The following is a 19,225-nucleotide window of genomic DNA, read 5'->3' on the forward strand; positions in this document are numbered from 1 at the left end:
CCACACCCGAAGGAACATCGTGAAAGCTATTGGTAACCTCAGAATCAGCATTCGCCTTGGCATTGGATTTGGCGCGACGCTCGTTTTGCTATGCCTGGTCGGCGCGCTGGGCCTCAACCAGGCTTCCCGCATTTACGATGGCACGCAGGACCTTGCAACAAACCTGCTTCCCAGTGTCCAGCGCCTGGGTAATATCCGCGCGCTGGCTGATGAGGCGCGCCAGGCATCCTTAAGTTATCTGATTGCAACCAGCGCTTCGGAGCGTCAGTTCCAGCGCTCGAAACACGACGCAGCGCTGAATGAGCTTGCACGGGTGTGGCCACAGTACGAGGCGGTGGTCGGCTCCGCCGAGGAACTGCAACTGTCCAACCAGATAAAGGCAGCATGGAGCACGTACCTTTCCCTGGACAAACGGCTGAACGAGCTTTCCGACAGCGGAGATGAGCATTTCAGTGACGCCCGGGCTTTCGCTGGAGGCGAGTCTTCGCGCGTATTCACCAAAGTCACTGAGCTCATTGCGCAGGATATCGCCCTCAACAGTCAGGGAGCAGACGACTCAGGTACGCAGGCTGCGGCCGTCTTCCACAGCGCCGTGGTGCTTACGTGTGTGCTGATCGGAATAGCCATCGCGTTGAGCCTCATCGTTGCGTTCATCATTACCCGCTCCATAACGGTTCCAATTCGCGCGTCCGTAAAGATTGCCCAAACGGTCGCACAAGGCGATCTCACCTCGAAAATCGAAGTGAGCGGCAAGGATGAAACGAGCCAGCTACTGCGAGCGCTCAAACATATGAATGGAAGACTCGCAGAACTGGTTGGGCAGGTACGATTGAGCAGCGAGAGCATTGCGACGGGTGCTGCGCAAGTCGCAGCAGGCAATACGGATCTGAGCCAGCGCACCGAAGAACAGGCCGCATCGCTCGAGCAAACCGCCGCAAGCATGGAGGAGCTGACCTCCACCGTCAGGCAAAACGCTGAAAATGCGCAACAGGGCAGCACGCTCGCAGCGGGCGCATCCGATATCGCACAGCGTGGCGGCCATGTAATGGGCCGGGTCATCGAGACCATGCATGCAATATCGGAAAGCTCGGCCAAGGTGACCGATATTATCGCCGTGATCGAAGGAATCGCTTTTCAGACCAACATTCTCGCGCTCAACGCGGCGGTAGAGGCGGCGCGTGCGGGCGACCAGGGTCGCGGCTTTGCCGTTGTCGCAGCAGAAGTGCGAACGCTCGCGCAACGAAGTGCCAGCGCTGCAAAAGAGATTAAAGGACTCATCACGCTCTCGGTTGACCGTGTGAAGACCGGCTCGAATCTGGTGAACGAAGCCGGCACGACCATGGGCGAGCTGGTCCAGGCAGTCAAGCGTGTCTCCGATCTGATGGAAGAGATTACCTCCGCATCGCTCGAACAGCATACCGGTATCGAACAGGTCAATACCGCTGTTGCACAGATGGACCAGGTGACGCAGCAAAACGCCGCATTGGTTGAAGAAGCCTCGGCCGCAGCGCAATCAATGTCAGCGCAATCCGGCACGCTGCGCGAGGTCGTGTCGGTCTTCAGGCTGGAAGTCGATCCTGCAAAGGACGGCCTTACGGCACGCCAGACTGAAGTTGCTGCCGCACTGCCAGTCAGATCAGACCGGCGAAATAGATCTTCTATTTGCCGCGCCTGAGCTTGCGGACCACGCTTGACTGGCTGAGCCCCAACACCCTCGCGACTTCACGCGTGTTGCCATGCTGGCGCAACGCATCTTCGATCAGGCGGCGCTCGAAGCGTTCCACACGCTGGCGAAACGTGTTTGGCTCCTCGTCCAGCACGTCGGCCGGCAGCACGCCATCGAGGAATTCTGGCCCGATTACGTCGGTCTGGCTCGTCACGACAAGCCGTTCGACCACGTTCCTCAGTTCGCGGACGTTGCCCGGCCAGTCATACGCGAGCAGCAACGCAATCGCCTGCTCGGAGACCTTGCGGTGCAGCGCGTAGCGCTCGTTGAATTCGTCGACGAACTGAAGCACGAGCGGCGCGATGTCGTCCTTGCGTTCCACGAGCGCCGGCACAGTGATCGGCACGACATTGAGTCTGTAGTACAGGTCATCGCGAAAGCTGCGTTCCAGCACCATCGCCTTGAGGTCACGGTTCGTCGCCGCGATGACGCGTACGTCGATGGAAATCGACTTCGTGCCGCCGAGCCTGACGATGATGCGGTCCTGCAGGACTTGCAGAAGCTTGACCTGCAGATCAAGCGGCAGATCGCCGATCTCGTCCAGAAAGAGCGTACCGCGGTGCGCCAGTTCGATCAGTCCGGATTTGCCTTGCCGCTGCGCCCCGGTGAACGCACCGGGCTCGTAGCCGAACAGCTCCGACTCGAGCAGATCGCGCGGTAGCGCGCCGCAATTGATCTTGATCAGCGGCCCGTTCGCCCGGAAACTTTCCCCATGGATAAGTCGCGCAAGCACATCCTTGCCCACACCCGATTGACCTGTAATCAGCACAGTCGCATCAACTTTGGCCACGCGCGCCGCGAGACTCGCAACGCGCTGCATCGGTTCGCTGCGTAGAACGAGGCCGTCCACCTTCACGTTTTGCAAACGCAGCGCTTCGATCTCCGCGTCCACACGCTGCAGGTCCGCCTTCGCCCTTGCAAGTGCATCCTGAAGCTGGATCAACTCGGTCGTGTTGCGCGAATTGATGATCACCTTGCGTACGTGGCCAAGCGCGTCGAACAGGGGAATACCCGTGACCATAATGGTCTTTCCCGTATGCGTTCGCTGCGTGGTGGAAATGCGCTGCCCGGTTGCGGCAACCTGCTGCGCGACCACCGGCTGGATCCAGCCCTTCTGCTCGAACTCGGACACATGCCGGCCTATCATGTCAGCTGCTTTCAGGTCATAGTTGCGCTCACAGCCTTCGTTGACCATCAGCGTCACGCCGCGGCCGTCTGCAACGAAGATGCCGTCAAAGGAATGGCGAAAGATCTCCTCTAGATCCTGGCACAATTGACGAAGCCGCACGATTTCCGGAAACGGGGTTTCTGAATCGATCCCGGCCATCAGCAGCACCAACGCCGACTCGCCGGACACATGCACACCAACGTAGTAACAGGTGCCGCCCAACTCCACCTGTGCAGCGGCCTGATCCGTTCCGGCGAAGCGCATCGAACCCAGCGCGGCGAGCGACTCGTGAATCACACCAGGATCTCGCGAGTCCCTTGCAATGCCGTTGCGAACCACAGCGTTCTGCCACTCGACCCGTCCATCCCGGATCACCGCGACGCCAACCGGCAAGTCGTCCAGCGTCGCCATCAAGGCCCTCGTGTCCATATGCCATCCGTGTTTTTCGACGATCCAGCATACACCAGCAAAGCCGAATATCCGCCGCCCGCCTGTCGGGTCGAAGCTTGAGTCAAATCTGAATCGGCCGATGTCAAAACTGGTTCGCCTCGCGGTCCTGAAGCAGGGTCAGCGGTGACTTATGAAGGACCCGATAGGGGCACAGACGTACGCCGCGCCAGCCCCCAAGGCTTAGGCGCAAGCACCGCGCGATCTGCGCGCGGCACGTCTGCTGCGCGCTGGCGTGGACCTTGCTCTATGGATTGCGCTGCGTTGAATGGCGAGTGGTCCGCCACCTCACGCGGCCTGCCTACGCGGACACACCTACAAAAGCACGGAGACATCGATGATCGAGCTGTCGCACGACCCGCATTCGCCGCAAAATCGTTCGTTAATCCCGTTGTCCATCGTCGAGGGGTCCGAGGCGCCAATCGCACCGGTTGAGTTGATGAGCTTCCGGGCGCTCGTCAGCTCAAAGATCCGCGTCGTCGCTCCGCTGCTGGGGTTTAGCCTTCTCTTCATCCTGGGCACCGCGCTGCTCGCCGGCTACGACCGCCCGCTGATGGCGCATAAGGTGGCAGGGGCGTTCAATGTTGGATATCTGCTCGTGCTGCTCATGTACGCGCTGAGCTGGGCGGTGGCGTGCGTTTACGTGTATGTGGCCAACAACCGGTTCGACGCGTGGGCTGCGCAGGCTGCCGACGACGTCGGCCATCGGAGCCGGACATGAAAACAATGACCGTCGGCATCTTTCTGCTCATTCTCATGCTTACGCTGGCTATCACATGGTGGGCGGCGCGACGCACGCATACCACCAGCGAGTTCTATGCCGCGGGCGGTAACCTGTCGGCGCGGGCGAACGGCTTTGCGCTGGCAGGCGACTGGATGAGCGCCGCGGCCTTCCTCGGTTTTTCAGGCCTCGTGTCGCTGTACGGCATGGATGGTTCCCTCTATGCCGTAGCCGCGCTGGTTGCTTTCCTTGTCGTGCTGATGCTCATTGCTGAGCCGGTTCGAAACACAGGCCGCTTCACCTTCGGTGACGTAGTGGCCGAGCGCATGCGCAGCCGCCATGCGCGGCTCGCGGCTGTGATCGGCACAGTGGTCGTCAATCTGGCGTACATGGTCCCGCAAATGGCCGGTGCGGGCGCGCTGATCAAGCTGCTGCTCGGCATTCCGTATGACCTGGCGATCGTACTGGTCGGCGTCGGCATGATGGTGTACGTGCTGTTCGGCGGCATGATCGCGACCACGTGGGTGCAGATCGTCAAGGCGGTTCTGTTGCTTGTCGCGGCGGTCGTATTGGTGCTGATGCTGCTCTCGGCCGTGCATTTCAACGCCCTGACGTTGTTCGCGTCGGTGGAGCGCCTCTACGGCCCGCGCATGCTCGTCGCGGGCGGCTATTTCCATCACCCGCTCGATCCGCTATCACTTTTCCTGTCGTTCATCTTTGGGGTGGCGGGCCTGCCTCACATCATGACGCGCTTCTATACGGTGCCCGACGCGCGGACCGCACGCAAATCCGTCCTGTGGCTGATGTTTCTCGCGGGAAGCTTCTTTCTGGTCACGACCCTGATCGGCTTTGCCGCAGCCACCTTCGTGGGACAGGATGCGATCCGCGCAGCGGACAAGGGGGGCAATCTTGCGCTGCCGCTGCTCGCGCAATATCTCGGCGGAGGGGCTGGAACCTTCGGTGGTCAAATCTTCCTCGCGTGCATTAGTGCAATCGCGTTCGCGGCGATCCTCGCCGTTGTCGCCGGTCTGACCCTGGCATCGTCCGGCGCCATCGCGCACGATCTTTACGTGAACGTGATAAGCGACGGCAAGGTCGGCGAAGTCGACCAGGTGCGCATCGCGAGAATCGCCACCGTGGCGGTGGGCGTCGTGGCGGTGCTGCTGGGACTGCTTGCGCAAGGCATCAACGTCGGCGTGCTCGTCATACTCGCGATTGCGGTCGCGGCTTCGGCCAACTTCCCGGTGATCCTGCTGTCGATATTCTGGCGCCGCTTCAATACCGCGGGCGTGATTGGCGGGATGGCGGCCGGACTCGCATCGTCGGTGCTCCTCGCCTTCCTCGGACCCGCGTTCCTCAAGGGACACGCCATCTTCCCGATCGTGAACCCGACGATTCTCAGCATGCCACTGGGATTTGCCGGTGCGTGGGCCGGCACCATGATCACGAGTCGCCGAGGAAGACGTGCCATGCGCGAAGCGCACGAAGCGCGCTTCGATGCCTTCGTGTTCAGGGCACACACCGGCTTCGATCTCGACCCTGGGCATACACCGAAGTAACCCGTTCAACCCGTCCCTGGCCGCACCGTTGATCCGGCGTCGGCCTTCCTGCACCTATCCCGGAGAAACCCTATGAAAGCCATCAAAGGAATCATTTTCGACCTGTACGGCACGCTCTACGACGTGCATTCAGTCGCTCGCCATTGCAGCGAACACTTCCCCGGACGAGGGCTCGAAATCAGCATGATCTGGCGGCAGAAACAACTCGAATACACGTGGCTGCGCAGTCTGATGGGGCATTACCTTCCCTTCGAGGAAGCCACCGACGATGCATTGCGCTACACCTGCAGCCACCTGAAACTGATGCTCACGAACGACGTGCGAACCACACTGTGCAACGAGTACCTGAAAATCCAACCGTATCCGGAGGTGCCGGCGGCGCTCGCCGAACTTCAGGCAATGGACTTGCCGCTAGCGATCCTCTCTAATGGGTCAGTGCGCTCGATTCACAGCGTGGTGAGTCATTCCGGACTCGAAGGACACTTCGCACATCTGATCAGCGTGGAACACGTCAAGGTGTTCAAGCCGCATCCTGACGTGTACGCGTTGGCGGAAAACACGATGGGGCTGCATCGGTCGGAAATCCTGTTCGTGTCGTCAAACGCGTGGGATGCCTCCGGGGCCCGGCATTTCGGCTATCCCGTCTGCTGGGTCAACCGGGCTGACAGTTCGTTCGAAGAACTCGGCCAGCAGCCCGACCATATCGTGTCGCGGCTGGACGACCTGCCGCTATGGCTCGGCCAGGCGGTCCCGCGCTGATTGAGGACCGGGGGCGCGAGGATGCGCGCCCGGCTCTGCACGCTGAAGGTCGCGTCAGATCCGAGACTCTAGCCCGCATCAAGGATGCTTTGCATTACGTGCCAGCCACCGGTATCGTGTCGGGCATCGCCAGACAGCCGGTTCGGCAATCTGAGGAGCCAATGCGGGTACCCGCGCAAAGAACGAGAGCTAAAACATGAGTGAGTCGGACACAGGCTACGTTGATGAGATTGCATACACATTCGGCTATTGCGACGAGCTGAATCCGCTGCGGCTGAGCCTTCCTTTGCTGCACGCTGGGCTCGCTTTGCCAGCTATGCATACCGCTTGTGAGCTGGGTTTTGGCCATGGCTTGAGCATAAATATTCACGCTGCCGGGTCTCCAACGCGATGGTACGGCACCGACTTCCACCCGTCTCACGCGAACTTCGCCCGACGACTTGCGGACAGTGCCAAATCGCAGGCGCAATTGTTCGGCGAGCCTTTTTCGGAGTTCTGCCGGCGCGACGATTTACCGGATTTCGATTTCATCGGCATGCACGGCATCTGGAGCTGGATTTCGGACGAAAATCGTGCGCTGATTGTTGAATTCATACGCCGCAAGCTCAAGGCCGGTGGCGTGCTGTATCTGAGCTACAACACCCAGCCGGGATGGGCCGCGATGCTGCCCGTGCGCGAATTGATGCAGCGGCATTTTCAAATCGGTTCGGTATCCGAGCCGCACCACGACGCGGGTGCCGAAGAGCGCACGCAGACGCGCATTAAAGCCGCCGTCGATTTTGCGCGGGCCGTATTTGCTACGCAGCCGGGCTATGCACTGGGTAACCCACTGCTTGCCGAGCGCGTCGACGCGTTGTCCGGCGAGAACCCGAACTATCTCGCGCATGAGTATTTCATCCGTGACTGGCACCCCATGTCTTTCTTGCAGGTCGCCTCGTCGCTTGTCGCGGCGGGTTTGACTTATGGGGGATCTGCGGACTATCGCGATCACGTTGATGAGATCAACCTCAACCCGGCGCAGCGCGCTTTGTTAGCGGACATTGCGGATACGAGTTTGCGAGAAACGGTGCGCGATTTCTGCGTAAACCGGTCGTTGCGGCGCGATTATTGGATCAAGGCCCCACGGACGCTCAATGACGACGAGCGGGACGCGAAACTGCGCGCCCATCGGGTGATCCTGGCCCTGCCGAGAGCCTCCGTGGTGCTGAAAGTGCGCGGTGCGCTGGGGGAGACGCTGTTACCGGAAACGCTATACGGCCCCATTCTCGACGCGCTCTACAGCTATCGTCCGATGACCGTGTCCGATATCGAAAACAGCGTTCGTGGACGGGGCATCATACTGGCGCAGATCGTCAAGGCCGTGACGCTACTGGTTGGTATGGGCGTTTTGTTGAATGCCCAAAATGACGCGCAAATCAGTGCCGCCCGGCCGTTGGCGAACAGGCTGAACGCGGTGATCTGCGAACAGGCGCGCCATCATGACGAAGTTCAGTTTCTGGTGAGTCCGGTCTCGGGTTCGGGGATTTTGATGCCGCGTGTGGCGCAACTCTTTTTATTGGCACGACTGCATCACATGCAGCAGCCGACGCAATGGGCTGAGTTCGCTGAGTCCGTGCTGCGCGCGACTCCCCAGCCTGCGCGAGCAACGTCAGGGCCGCCATCGGGCGCAGCGGTTTCTCTGGCTGACCTAATAGCGAAAGCGAACCGCTTTGCTCAGATTCATCTACCGATATTGCAGGCACTGGGGATCGCTTGAAATGAGATCGGCGTGGTAGCGTACCTGCCCGCTTCAGACCAATTGCAATGGAAGGGCGTCGCAACGAACACCGCCAGGTTGCGGCAAGGATCGAGCGCTCTGTCCGAACGACCGCCGCGATCGCGTGACCGGTGAGTCTTGAGGTGCGCACTGCAGTGCGAGCGCGATGCAGTCGAGTGGCATCATCATTGCCCTCCGCCGCCAAAGCTAATTTTCTGTTCAGCCTTCTGCAGAAACAGCGTGGCAGATTCAACGTGCCATTGTTGAACTGGCGACTGGGTCGATGGTTCGGATATCTAAGAGCCGCGGGTCGGATTCAGGAAAACAGCGGCAACGATTCGACCGCCGTCTGGCGAACACGTCGCGCAGCCCGTGAACGCCTCGTCTTTGCAGCAGCTGTCTCGCTCGCCGGGCCAAGCCCGCGGCTCAGAATCGATAGCGCATTGAGGACAGATGAACCCGGTCGCATCTCCGTTAGCGCCAGTGCAAGCCGCTCAACCAGTTCCGGGAGACTTACCTCCCCTACTGTCCTCCGGAGGGGATAACCTCTCTCCGGGATCGCAATGATCTCCCCGATCCCCTGCGTCGTTCTGTTCACGCAGCTGTCGCCAGCATTGACTGTCGGCAACACGTCGCGGCACATCGGCAGGCATACTGCGCACGAACGTCTTCATCCATCGGACTTTCGACAGCCAGCAGATATTCAATGAAGAGTTCTTCGCCAGCCTCGATTGACCGGATCGCCTGGATAAAGATGCGACCGCCGTCTTCAATTGACTCGCAGTTCGGTGCGCAGGAGTGGTTCAACCATCGTGAACTGTTACCCCCGCAACTGCCGTCGATGACACGCCCGTCCGACAGGCCAAACAGGAACGTGTGTCCCGCAATCCCATTACGCCGATGACGGCGTACTGCGACGTGCCACGGTGTGATTGCACCTTTGTACTCGAGTACGCGCTCACCCGCTGCCAGCGGCCGCATCGCAAACACACCCTTCCCGTGGACGGACGATCGCCGGACAATCACGCGCCGCATACTGTTTCCCTTGACTGATATTCCCGCCAGTATAGGAGCGACAGATTTCCCCCTCCACAAAAACCACGTGACATGTCGTGCGTTGTCGGGCCACTGGATCGGACAGTGACCTGGAGGCGGGTATCCGGGATCCTTCACGCGGGCCTTCGATATGGGAGGCTGACCCGCCCTGCGACTGCCTTTCACACTAGAACAACTGGGCACCGAGCTCGCGCAGGCTGTGCCATTTCACGGTGCTGACAAAGCTCCTGCCGGCGGTATCGAGCGACTCTATCATTGCGCGCTGTCCCCGCGCTTCCGCTATGACGCGCACGATGCGCGTGCGGTAGCGCAGAAGTGTCCCGATCGGCGGGCAGAGGACTTCCTTCTGAATGCGCGACCGTCTGATTTTCATATCGCCAGCCTTGTTCATATCCAGCCAGTAGCAGGGCCACGGTAACCCGCGGCGTTCCGGCACGACATGCTACCAGGCCGGCCAGGCCCCGTCCAGGACGCTGGATCAGTCGATCCCCCCGAAACGGGCCATCTGCCTGGTGACGACCCTCCTTCGCTCGTCCACGGGCGCAGCCGCAGCGGCGGCTACGCGCGGTCAGGCGTTCACGGCATCCTTAAACGCCTTGCCCGCCGTAAACTTCACGGTCTTTGCTGCGGGGATCTGGATCTCACCACCAGTCGCCGCGCGCAATGCCGCTTCGTCTCCAACTCGACAACTACGTCAAAACGGCTAGCTACATGGGTAGCTGATTAGGAACTGGCAGCACTCGCGCCATTCCAAGCGCATGATATTAAACAATAATCTACTTTAACTCGACTTACCCACACAGTAAGTCATAGAGAATATCCAGAAGACCAGCAAACGCCGCTATTGCAATGCGGCGGCGCCCCGTCTTTCGTTCGATGCCTCTTATTGTGGCGCCTGCGCGCTCACCGTGACCGAGACGTTCAGCTTCTCTTCAAGGCCGCCGATGCGCCGGCCACGCACCGGCGCGGCCGCCTCGTAGTCGCGCGCCGCCGCCAGCCGGCAGTAGATTTCGCTGGCAAAGGCGGCACGCGTCACGTCGACCGAAATCCAGCCGGCGCCGAGCCAGACGTCGACCCACGCGTGACTCGCGCCCTGCGGCGCCTCGCCCGGCTCGATGTAACCGCTTACGTAACGCGCCGGGATGCCGCGTGCGCGGCAGCACGCCAGCATCAGGTGCGCGTGGTCCTGGCATACACCCTTGCCGAGCGCGAGCGCCTCGGAGGCCGTGCTCGTCACGTCGGTGCTGCCTGGCCGGTATTCCACGCGCTGCGCGATCTCCTCGGACAGTTTGATCAGTCCTTGAGGCGTGCCGAGCGACGGCACCGATTGCGCCAGTTCGCGTATGGCTCCATCCGCTTCAGTGAGACGTGTGCAGCAGGTGTAATGCTCGAGTGGAATCGGACCCACCGCATCGCGCAAAAGCCCGTCGACGAGCGGAATCGTGTCGACTTCCCCCGACACATGCAGGCGGATCTCGCTATGCGGCTTGTTCAGCACCAGCGTGTGCAGCACGTTGCCGTAGGCGTCGAAAGTGGCATCGAGCTTGCCGGGCGCGTCGATGCTCCAGCGCCGCACCGTCTGCGACGCGCCGCTCAAAGGCGTCAGACGCAACTGCTGGATCGAATAATGAACCGTCGCTTCGTAGCGATAGGCGGTGTCGTGGCGGATCGTCAGGTACATAAAGAAAACTCCGTCAGGCGACTGGCAACATCAGATAGGTCCGCGCCACCAGATTGCCGAGTTCGAACACGCGGGCGAGGAACTGGGTCAGATAGGCATGCAGGCCCGCTTCGAAGATCTGCCGGATGTCGGAGTACACCAGCTCGGCGCGCAGCTTGCCGGCAAAGCGCTCGCACTGGTTGGACCCTGAGGTGCGCAACATCGCCAGATTGACGCACACGCCTTCAAGCGAGGCGAGCAGCGAGCGCGGCATCTGCTGGTTCAGGATCATCAGTTCCACCACGCGCGCGGGCGTCACGACGTCGCGATACACCTTGCGGTAGATCTCCAGCGCCGAGACCGAACTGAGAATCGAGGTCCAGTAGTAGAAGTCTTCGAGCTGGCGGGCCGCGTCGCGCGAATTCGGTTCGACGTCGGCAAAGCGCACGTCGAGAATCCGCGCGGTGTTGTCCGCGCGTTCGAGATACGTGCCGAGCTGCGTGAAAAAGAACGCGTCGTCCTGCAGCGCGGTGCCGATCGTCACGCCGCGCGAGAGGTGCGAGCGGAACTTGACCCACTCGAACAGTTCATCCGGGTTCGCGGTGAGCTGACCGGCCGCCGTGCGTTCGTTGAACTCGAGCCAGGTGTCGTTGATCGTCTCCCACCATTCGGTGGTCAACGTGCCGCGCACGGCGCGAGCATTTTCACGCGCGGCCTGCAGGCATGAATGAATGCTCGACGGATTGGTCGAGTCCGCCACCATGAAATCGAGCACGTGTTCGCGCGTCGGTTCGTCGTAGCGTTTCGCGAAGGCCGCTTCGAGCTCGGAGATACGCAGTACCGAACGCTGCGCGCGGGCCTCCTGCTCAGGCGTCTGCGGCAACAGCAGCGTCTTCAGGTTGATATCGAGCATGCGCGCGGTGTTCTCGGCACGCTCCATGTAACGGGCCATCCAGAAGAGGTGGTCGGCAGTGCGGCTTAGCATGACGGCTTTCCATTTTTAGTGACGCGCCGGCGGGACCTCGCGCCGGCTTTCCTTGTCACGGGTTCCGCCGCCTGATGACCGGAGCGGCGGCAGTACCCGCAACCCCCTCAGTCGACCATCCAGGTGTCTTTGGTGCCGCCCCCCTGCGATGAATTGACCACCAGCGACCCCTCCTGCAACGCGACGCGGGTCAGTCCGCCTGCGCACATCGTCACCGTTTTGCCGGACAGCACGAACGGGCGCAAATCGATATGGCGCGGCGCGATGCCGGCTTCGACAAAGGTCGGGCACGCCGACAACGCAAGCGTGGGCTGCGCAATGTAGCCCGCCGGCCGCGCGATCAGACGCTCGCGGAACGCTTCGATTTCGGCGCTGGTCGATGCCGGCCCGACCAGCATGCCGTAACCGCCGGCGCCGTGCACTTCCTTGACCACCAGTTCGGGCAGATGCGCGAGCGTGTAGGCGAGATCGTCCGGCTTGCGACACTGGAACGTCGGCACATTGTTCAGGATCGGCTTCTCGCCGAGGTAGAACTCGATCATCTCCGGCACATACGGATAGATCGATTTGTCGTCGGCAATGCCGGTACCCATTGCGTTGGCGAGCGCCACACGCCCTGCCCGATAAGCTGTGAGGAGACCCGGCACGCCGAGCGCCGAATCTGTGCGGAAAGCGAGCGGGTCGAGAAAATCGTCGTCCACCCGGCGATAGATCACGTCGACGCGCTTGGGCCCCTGAGTGGTGCGCATGAAAACGTAGTTGTCGTCGACGAACAGATCCTTGCCTTCCACCAGTTCCACGCCCATCTGTTGGGCGAGGAAGGTATGCTCGAAATACGCCGAGTTGTACATGCCCGGTGTGAGCACCACCACCACCGGATCGTCGACGCCTTCGGGCGCGACCGAGCGCAAGGTATCGAGCAGCAGGTCGGGGTAATGCGCCACCGGCGCGATCCGGTTCTGCACGAACAACTCGGGAAACAACCGCATCATCATCTTGCGGTTCTCCAGCATGTAGGAGACGCCAGAGGGCACCCGCAGGTTATCTTCGAGCACGTAGAACGCGCCGTCTTCGCCGGCCCGCACTACGTCGACGCCCGCGATATGCGCGTAAACACCGAGCGGGACTTTGACGCCCTGCATCTCGGGCCGGTACTGCGCATTGGTATAGACCTGTTCAGCCGGAACGATGCCCGCGCGCACGATGTTGCGGTCGTGATAGACGTCGTGGATAAACAGGTTGAGCGCCTGGACTCGCTGCCGCAGCCCTGCTTCGAGGGTTTGCCATTCGCTGCGTGGGATGATGCGAGGGATCAGATCGAAGGGAATGAGCCGTTCCGTGCCGGACAGATCGCCGTTGACCGCGAAGGTGATGCCCACGCGGCGAAACAACAGATCCGCCTCCGCGCGCTTGCGCGCGATTGCCTCGTTGCCCTGCTTCACCAGCCAGCGTTCAAAGCGTGCGTAATGAGGCCGCACGACTTCGTCGTCATGACGCATCTCGTCATAGCATCGCATGTCACGCCCCGCTCTTTTTGTCGGATAGAAGGCGAATGCGCTGCGCATTCGGTGTTCGACAAGCATCAAAGCAAGCGCTATGCCATTGGCTTTCCGCACGCAAACCCAAGTGGATGCACACGAACAGCGCATACGGCCGGCACGGCTTCTGCACCATCGTACTGCGGCGGCTCGCAATGCGCCACTCCGGTGCAGCGAACACCTAATAACGGCGTATATCCGTGCATCCGCGGGGCATCAGCAGAGCAACGAGCGGGCAACCACGAATGCCCGGCAGCAATAAAAAATCCCCGTGGGTTCGCACCCGCGGGGATTTTTGCACTTCCTAAAGATCGAGCGATTCAGCTCGGCATAGCGCCAACGGTCATCAGAAAACGAACGGGGCGCCCTGCACGATTACGCTGCTGCTGCGTCCTTCAGCTTCTTCAGCGGACGTGCCTTGATGCGCACGCTAGCCGGCTTGGCCGGGAACCAACGCTCTTCGCCCGTGAACGGGTCTTTGCCGAAGCGCTTCTTCTTCGCCGGGACAGCAGTCACGACGATCTTCAGAAGACCCGACAGCGTGAATTCGCCAGCACCCTTCTTGTGGACTGCGCCGAGGATCGTGTCTTCGAGCGCGGCCAGCACAGCCTTGGCAGCCTTAGGTTCAACAGCAGCACGTTCTGCGACGTGTGCAGCCAACGAGGCCTTCGTGAAGGTGTCCTTGATCGGCGACAGAGCGCCGGACGCCTTCACGGCGACCTTCTTAGCTGCGACGGCTTTCTTCGCAGGAACTTTCTTCGCAGCAACCTTCTTGGTCGGTACCGTAGCAGCCTTCTTGGCCACCTTTTTTGCGGAAGTCGGCATGTTTCTCCTACCTGTTGTTGGTCAGTGAATGCAAGAAGCGCTCGCGGAATGCGCACGCTTCAAGGCCGGATTCTACAAGCGCTATAGTGTTTTGCGCGACTCTTTTGTGTATAAGCGTTACGGTTTGTTGCGCGGCGCCGACTCCGCAACACTTTTTAACCCGTATTTCAGGGGGTAAACGTGAAATGGCGAGTCCTGACGCGTGGTTGTTTCGCTTCCCGCAACGGACCTCAAGGTTGGGCAAACCAGCTGAAGAGTGCCTGTTTTTAGCTGCTTTAGCGTCGATGCGCGAGTTCGGCGACGGCAAAGTGCGGGCCGTTCGCTGCACTTTCGGCGCGTCCGCCGCTCACTTTGCGAGCCGCGGCATGAGTCTGGCGAGCACGCTCAGCGCGGCGTCGATCTGCTCGACGGCGATGCCGCCATAGCCGAACATCAGACCCGGTTGCACCCGTGCCCGCCGATGAAATCGGGCGAGCCCATATAGCCCGATCGACGCCTCACGAGCCGCGTCAATCACCGCTTCTTCGGCAATCGGCCCTCTGAGATGCGCGGCCAGGTGAATGCCACAGGTCGGCACTATGGCCTCGAACCACGGCGCGAGGCCGCCTTGCAGATGATCGAGCAGGCACGCGCGACGCTCGCCATAGAGCTTGTGCATACGCCGCAGATGCTTGGCGAAATCGCCATTCAGCATGAATGCCGCGAGCGCCGTCTGCGTCAGCGTGCAGCCGTGCCAGTCCGTCACCTGCCGCGCGGTGCAAAGCGGCCCGAGCAACGATGCGGGCGGCACCGCGTAGCCGACGCGCAGCTCCGGGAAGATGGTTTTGGAAAACGTGCCGATATAGGCGACCAGTCCAGCGCGGTCGAGACTTTTCAACGGCTCCATAGGCCGCCCTTCGAAACGGTATTCGCTGTCGTAGTCGTCTTCGATGATCACCGCGCCGCGCTTTTGCGCCCACTCCAGCAACGCAACGCGCCGCTCGAGACTCATCGGCATGCCGAGCGGAAACTGGTGCGAAGGCGTCACATAGACGAGCCGCGCGTTGTCCGGGAGCTTATCGACGACCAGGCCGTCTGCATCCACCGGCACCGAAACGACCTTCGCTCCGGTCGCGGCGAAAGAGGCCAGCGCGGGCGGATAACCCGGGTCTTCGAGCACGGCGACGTCGCCCGGGCGCAAGGTGACGCGCGTAATCAGGTCGAGCGCGTGCTGCGCGCCTTGCGTCACGATCACCTCATCCCAGTTGCACACGACGGCGCGGTTGAACCCGAGATAGCGCGCGATGGCGAGACGCAATTCCTGCTCCCCTGCTGCCTCGCGATAGGTGCCTGGACTGCGCGATTGCGCCCGTATGGCCTGATTGATGCAACGGCGCCAGACGTCGAACGGGAACAGCGACTTGTCCGTCTTGCCGCCGATGAAATCATGCGCCAACGCCGACGGCGGCCCCACCAACGACAACCCATGAGGCATCTGCTCCCAGAGCGGCTGCGCGCGCGCTTTCGGTTTCGCTTTCGCACTCGCGTTCGTCTGCGCGTGCGCAGATTCAACTGCCCCGACATGTCCGGAGCGCTCTGCAGGCAGTCGCTGCAGTCCTTCCGCGACAAACGTCCCCGAGCCCGAACGCGCGCTTAGATAGCCCTCGGCGAGCAGCCGCTCGAACACATCGAGCGTCGTCTTGCGCGAAACGCCGAGTTGCGTCGCGAGATCGCGCGTCGACGGCAAACGCGTGCCACCCGTCAGACGCCCTTCGACAATCCCCGCGCGCAATTGCCGGTAGATCTGTCCCGCCAGGTCGTGGCGCCCCTCGACCGCGATGTGGATGTCCATCGAAGTGGCTACCTGAAAGATTCAATTGATCGCTATCTTATACGACCAGTGCAGACGCTAAGTTTGAAGCAACTGTGGCAGCCAATGCCGCCGTAAACGGAAAAGGGCGCGCCGTTCAGGCGCGCCCTTTTCCTCAAATCACGCGGGATTCAACCCGGCATCCTCTCGCGACAGCGTTATTCCGCGGCCGGCGAAAGGCCATTCGCCATGCGCGCGGCATCGCGCGCTTCGCTTGCGCTGCGATGGTGCTCGCGCGACAGGCGGTTCATCAGCGGCAGCAGCAGCACGGCCACCAGCGCGCCGAGCGCCGCCAGCCAGCCGAGACCCATGAACAGCTTCGTGTAGAGCGGCAGCGACTGCAGCGGGTCGAGATCGCCGGACGGCATCTGCGCAAAGTTCGCCACCACGCTGCCCAGGTATTGCGACACGCCACTGGCCACGAAATACGCGCCCATCAGGAAGCCGCTCATGCGCGCCGGCACGTAGCGCGCAATCATCGCGAGACCCAGGCCGCTCACCAGCAGTTCGCCGAGCGAATACAGTCCATAGCCGCCCACCATGAACCACGACGACACCCGGCCGTCCACTGCGTAGCGACCGCTCACCGCGTAGACGAAGAAACCGGCTGCCACGACTGCGAAGCCGATGGCGTACTTCACCGCGACCGATACATCATTGCCGCTCTTTGCCGCCTTCGTGTACATCACCGCGAGAATCGGGCTCAGCATCATGATCCAGATCGGATTGAGCGCCTGAAACTGCGCAGCGCTCCAGGTGAACAGCGATACGCCGAACACCGAGAAGTGCGGGTCGACGTTACGCACCGCGAACAGCGTGAGCGAGGTCGACATTTGCTGATAGAAGATGAAGAAGAGGATGGCTTGCAGCGTGAGAACCAGCGCTGCGATCAGGCCCGCGCGTTCCGAATGTTCGCATTTGGCAAGCATGTAACCGAAGATCGCCAGAATCGCGACACCGGCCGCGTACACGCAGGCCACCGCGATGGCCTTGTGCTGCAGCACGAACATGGTGGCGAGGCACAATGCGGCGCCGCCGAGCACCACCGCGCCCACACGTCCCCAGCGGACCGGTTGCTCATCCGGTGCGGAACCCACGTGAGCCAGCGTGCGAAACATGATGAAGTAGTTCAGCACGGCGAGCAGCATGCCCGCGCAGCACACGGCGAATGCTGCGTGCCAACCCCAGTGATCCTTGATCCACGGCGTGGCAAGCATCGACACCGTCGAACCAATGTTGACCGCCATGTAGTAGATCGTGAACGCGCTGTCGATCCGCGCGTCGTCGCCTTCATAGATACGGCGCACCAGATTCGCGGCATTTGCCTTGAACAGGCCGTTGCCCACTACGATCACGCCAAGCGAGGCGTACATGTAGCTGAGCTGGTCGTTCGGCATGGCGAGCATCAGATAGCCGCACGACAGCACCAGCGCGCCGAACACCATCGTGCGGCGCGCACCGAGGATCTTGTCGCCGATCCAGCCGCCTACCGACGGTGCGGCGTACACGAGCGCCGTGAATGCGCCCCACGTGAGCGTGGCGTGACTATCGGTAAAGCCGAGCTTGTCGATCATGAACAGGACCAACAGCGCGGCCATCCCGTAGTAGCCGAAACGCTCCCACATCTCGATCAGGAAGACTGTCGAAAACGATCGAGTCTGGGATACGGTTGAATTCATTATGTGCCTCGTGTTCTGTTCTTGCGATTGCGGCGGCGTGCGTATGGATCTGCGCACCGCTGGAAACTGGGTCTGGAAATATCAGGCTGCCGTGGTGCACAGAAGTGCCGGCATGCGCACGCTTTTCTGCAGAACAAAGCGCAGCAACCAAGGAGGAAAAGGGAACCTGTTCGATACAAATCGCGCCATATTGGCGCCGGACGCTATCAAGCGAAACGGCCCCAATGATAAAGCATGGGGTTGGCGAAGCAGCCGGAGGGCGGCAGGCAGCGGCCCGTGCGGGCGGGCTGCGGAACAAGCTTGGCGGTACGCATCAACAGTTGCATTCATCTCAAGTTGGCAGCGCAGTTGGGGTAAACCGCGCTGCTCGTCGTTCCGCGTGCAGGATCGCTGCGCACGGGATTGGAAACAGCATGCGGACCGAAAGGCTGGATCGGACCGTAAGCGCACGCGATTGTCCGGAGCGCGAGCCGTGCCGTCACTCAGGGAATTCACTGATGCATCCCGCACCAACCCAGGGCAATTGCAAATTTTGCGGCGGCTTGCCGCGCGATATCATCCATAAACTCGAAATGCATCAGTTGATTTAAGCGCCAGATGCGTTAATGGTTCGAATTTCAAATAGGCGCCCGTTTTAACGCCCGCTTCGCTTTCGAACCTAAACGGCTGTCGGGCAAGCTGCAAACCGGGTTGGGCTTCTGGCAACACAGTGGGTTTGTTTCTAAAAAAAATGCCTCACAGGCATACTCATGCTGTTCCGATGGCCTTCTAGGCTATCAAACTTTGTTTACTTAAATCAAACATATTTTTGACGGGCTGATTGATCTCGCTATGGTCACGAAAACTGAAAACAAAAATCCGGCCCTCGAGCTGGGTAGCAAGATACGCGCGCTGCGGCAACGTCTGAAGCGCACGCTCGATGACACAGCTACGGCGGCACGCATTTCGAAGCCTTTCCTGTCGCAGGTGGAACGCGGCCTTGCGACACCGTCTCTCACGTCGCTGGCCGGGATTGCCAGCGCACTCGGCGTCACCGTGCAGTATTTCGTCGACACCCCCAGCGAGGAACGTTCAGTAAGCCGTGGCGACCAGTTGAGGTTTTTCGGTTTTGCCGATTCCGCGAACCTGTTCGCACGTCTGACCAACCTGACGGGAGGCCGTCAACTGGAAGCGATCCTGGTCAAAATGCCACCGGGGCAGAAGCGCTCCGAAGTGAACACCCATGCCGGCGAAGAGTTTTTGTATGTGATCAGCGGCAAGGTGTCGTTGACGCTGGAAGGCAAGACGTTCGCGCTGCAAGCGGGGGACAGCGCGCATTACGAATCGACGGTGCCGCATAGCTGGGCCAATACGGCGCGCGGCGAGACACTCGTTGTCTGGGTCGGGACGCCAAGACTGTTCTAAAGGGAGGCTGCTCCGACGAATCGGTTTTCGGCTGGAGACAGCCGTTCCAATCTATTGGGATTACTAGCGATTCGGTGGAGTGCGCGGCGACGC

At 61.0% G+C, this 19,225-nt stretch carries 15 protein-coding genes and 1 pseudogene; 6 read left to right on the top strand and 10 right to left on the bottom strand.

Annotated features, from left to right (window positions below; translation table 11 throughout):
* The first annotated feature begins 19 nt into the window (after positions 1 to 19).
* Complete coding sequence (locus P3T40_RS01370; protein ID WP_429265880.1) at positions 20 to 1,675, top strand: methyl-accepting chemotaxis protein; 1,656 nt, start codon at positions 20 to 22, stop codon at positions 1,673 to 1,675.
* On the opposite strand, the gene P3T40_RS01375 is transcribed toward P3T40_RS01370, so the two are convergent.
* Complete coding sequence (locus tag P3T40_RS01375) at positions 1,659 to 3,323, bottom strand: sigma-54 interaction domain-containing protein (RefSeq protein WP_429265881.1); 1,665 nt, start codon at positions 3,321 to 3,323, stop codon at positions 1,659 to 1,661. The two genes, P3T40_RS01370 and P3T40_RS01375, sit on opposite strands and share 17 nt — an antisense overlap.
* Positions 3,324 to 3,678: 355 nt before the next feature.
* On the opposite strand from P3T40_RS01375, the gene P3T40_RS01380 reads away from it, so the two are divergent.
* The 4 genes from P3T40_RS01380 (at position 3,679) to P3T40_RS01395 (ending at position 8,136) form a co-directional block, all read left to right on the top strand.
* Positions 3,679 to 4,062 carry a DUF485 domain-containing protein gene (locus P3T40_RS01380; RefSeq protein ID WP_429265882.1) on the top strand — a complete coding sequence of 128 codons (384 nt, stop codon included), beginning with the start codon at positions 3,679 to 3,681 and terminating at the stop codon, positions 4,060 to 4,062.
* Positions 4,059 to 5,621, top strand: a complete 1,563-nt coding sequence (locus tag P3T40_RS01385) for a solute symporter family protein (RefSeq protein WP_429265883.1) — start codon at positions 4,059 to 4,061, stop codon at positions 5,619 to 5,621. The genes P3T40_RS01380 and P3T40_RS01385 overlap by 4 nt, the downstream gene beginning before the upstream one ends.
* A 72-nt stretch (positions 5,622 to 5,693) precedes the next feature.
* Positions 5,694 to 6,380: a haloacid dehalogenase type II gene (locus P3T40_RS01390; RefSeq protein WP_429265884.1), complete on the top strand. Its 687-nt coding sequence runs from the start codon at positions 5,694 to 5,696 to the stop codon at positions 6,378 to 6,380.
* 196 nt (positions 6,381 to 6,576) lie between these two features.
* A complete protein-coding gene (locus tag P3T40_RS01395) occupies positions 6,577 to 8,136 on the top strand; it encodes a class I SAM-dependent methyltransferase (protein WP_429265885.1) in 1,560 nt (519 codons plus the stop codon).
* A gap of 594 nt (positions 8,137 to 8,730) precedes the next feature.
* Here P3T40_RS01395 and P3T40_RS01400 read toward each other — a convergent pair.
* From P3T40_RS01400 to P3T40_RS01440, 9 genes and pseudogenes are all read right to left on the bottom strand, one after another.
* Complete coding sequence (locus P3T40_RS01400; RefSeq protein ID WP_429265886.1) at positions 8,731 to 9,171, bottom strand: SET domain-containing protein; 441 nt, start codon at positions 9,169 to 9,171, stop codon at positions 8,731 to 8,733.
* Positions 9,172 to 9,358: 187 nt separating this feature from the next.
* Positions 9,359 to 9,583 carry a hypothetical protein gene (locus P3T40_RS01405; RefSeq protein ID WP_429265887.1) on the bottom strand — a complete coding sequence of 75 codons (225 nt, stop codon included), beginning with the start codon at positions 9,581 to 9,583 and terminating at the stop codon, positions 9,359 to 9,361.
* Positions 9,584 to 9,760: 177 nt separating this feature from the next.
* Positions 9,761 to 9,844, bottom strand: a pseudogene (locus P3T40_RS01410) (HU family DNA-binding protein); the annotation flags it as partial.
* A 231-nt stretch (positions 9,845 to 10,075) separates the two neighbouring features.
* Positions 10,076 to 10,873 carry a transglutaminase family protein gene (locus P3T40_RS01415; protein WP_429265888.1) on the bottom strand — a complete coding sequence of 266 codons (798 nt, stop codon included), beginning with the start codon at positions 10,871 to 10,873 and terminating at the stop codon, positions 10,076 to 10,078.
* A gap of 13 nt (positions 10,874 to 10,886) precedes the next feature.
* Positions 10,887 to 11,837, bottom strand: coding sequence for an alpha-E domain-containing protein (locus P3T40_RS01420; protein ID WP_429265889.1), 951 nt, complete (start codon positions 11,835 to 11,837; stop codon positions 10,887 to 10,889).
* A 107-nt stretch (positions 11,838 to 11,944) separates the two neighbouring features.
* The gene (locus P3T40_RS01425; RefSeq protein WP_429265890.1) at positions 11,945 to 13,354 is read right to left on the bottom strand and encodes a circularly permuted type 2 ATP-grasp protein; all 1,410 of its coding nucleotides are present in this window, start codon (positions 13,352 to 13,354) and stop codon (positions 11,945 to 11,947) included.
* 396 nt (positions 13,355 to 13,750) lie between these two features.
* Entirely contained in the window at positions 13,751 to 14,200 is a 450-nt protein-coding gene (locus P3T40_RS01430; protein ID WP_144153053.1) for an HU family DNA-binding protein, read from the bottom strand.
* A gap of 346 nt (positions 14,201 to 14,546) precedes the next feature.
* Positions 14,547 to 16,031 carry a PLP-dependent aminotransferase family protein gene (locus tag P3T40_RS01435; RefSeq protein WP_429265891.1) on the bottom strand — a complete coding sequence of 495 codons (1,485 nt, stop codon included), beginning with the start codon at positions 16,029 to 16,031 and terminating at the stop codon, positions 14,547 to 14,549.
* A gap of 176 nt (positions 16,032 to 16,207) precedes the next feature.
* The gene (locus P3T40_RS01440; RefSeq protein ID WP_429265892.1) at positions 16,208 to 17,728 is read right to left on the bottom strand and encodes a peptide MFS transporter; all 1,521 of its coding nucleotides are present in this window, start codon (positions 17,726 to 17,728) and stop codon (positions 16,208 to 16,210) included.
* Positions 17,729 to 18,559: 831 nt separating this feature from the next.
* On the opposite strand from P3T40_RS01440, the gene P3T40_RS01445 reads away from it, so the two are divergent.
* Positions 18,560 to 19,132, top strand: coding sequence for a helix-turn-helix domain-containing protein (locus P3T40_RS01445; protein WP_429265893.1), 573 nt, complete (start codon positions 18,560 to 18,562; stop codon positions 19,130 to 19,132).
* Positions 19,133 to 19,225: the final 93 nt, after the last annotated feature.

Source organism: Paraburkholderia sp. EB58 (assembly GCF_050436665.1).
Lineage (GTDB): Bacteria > Pseudomonadota > Gammaproteobacteria > Burkholderiales > Burkholderiaceae > Paraburkholderia.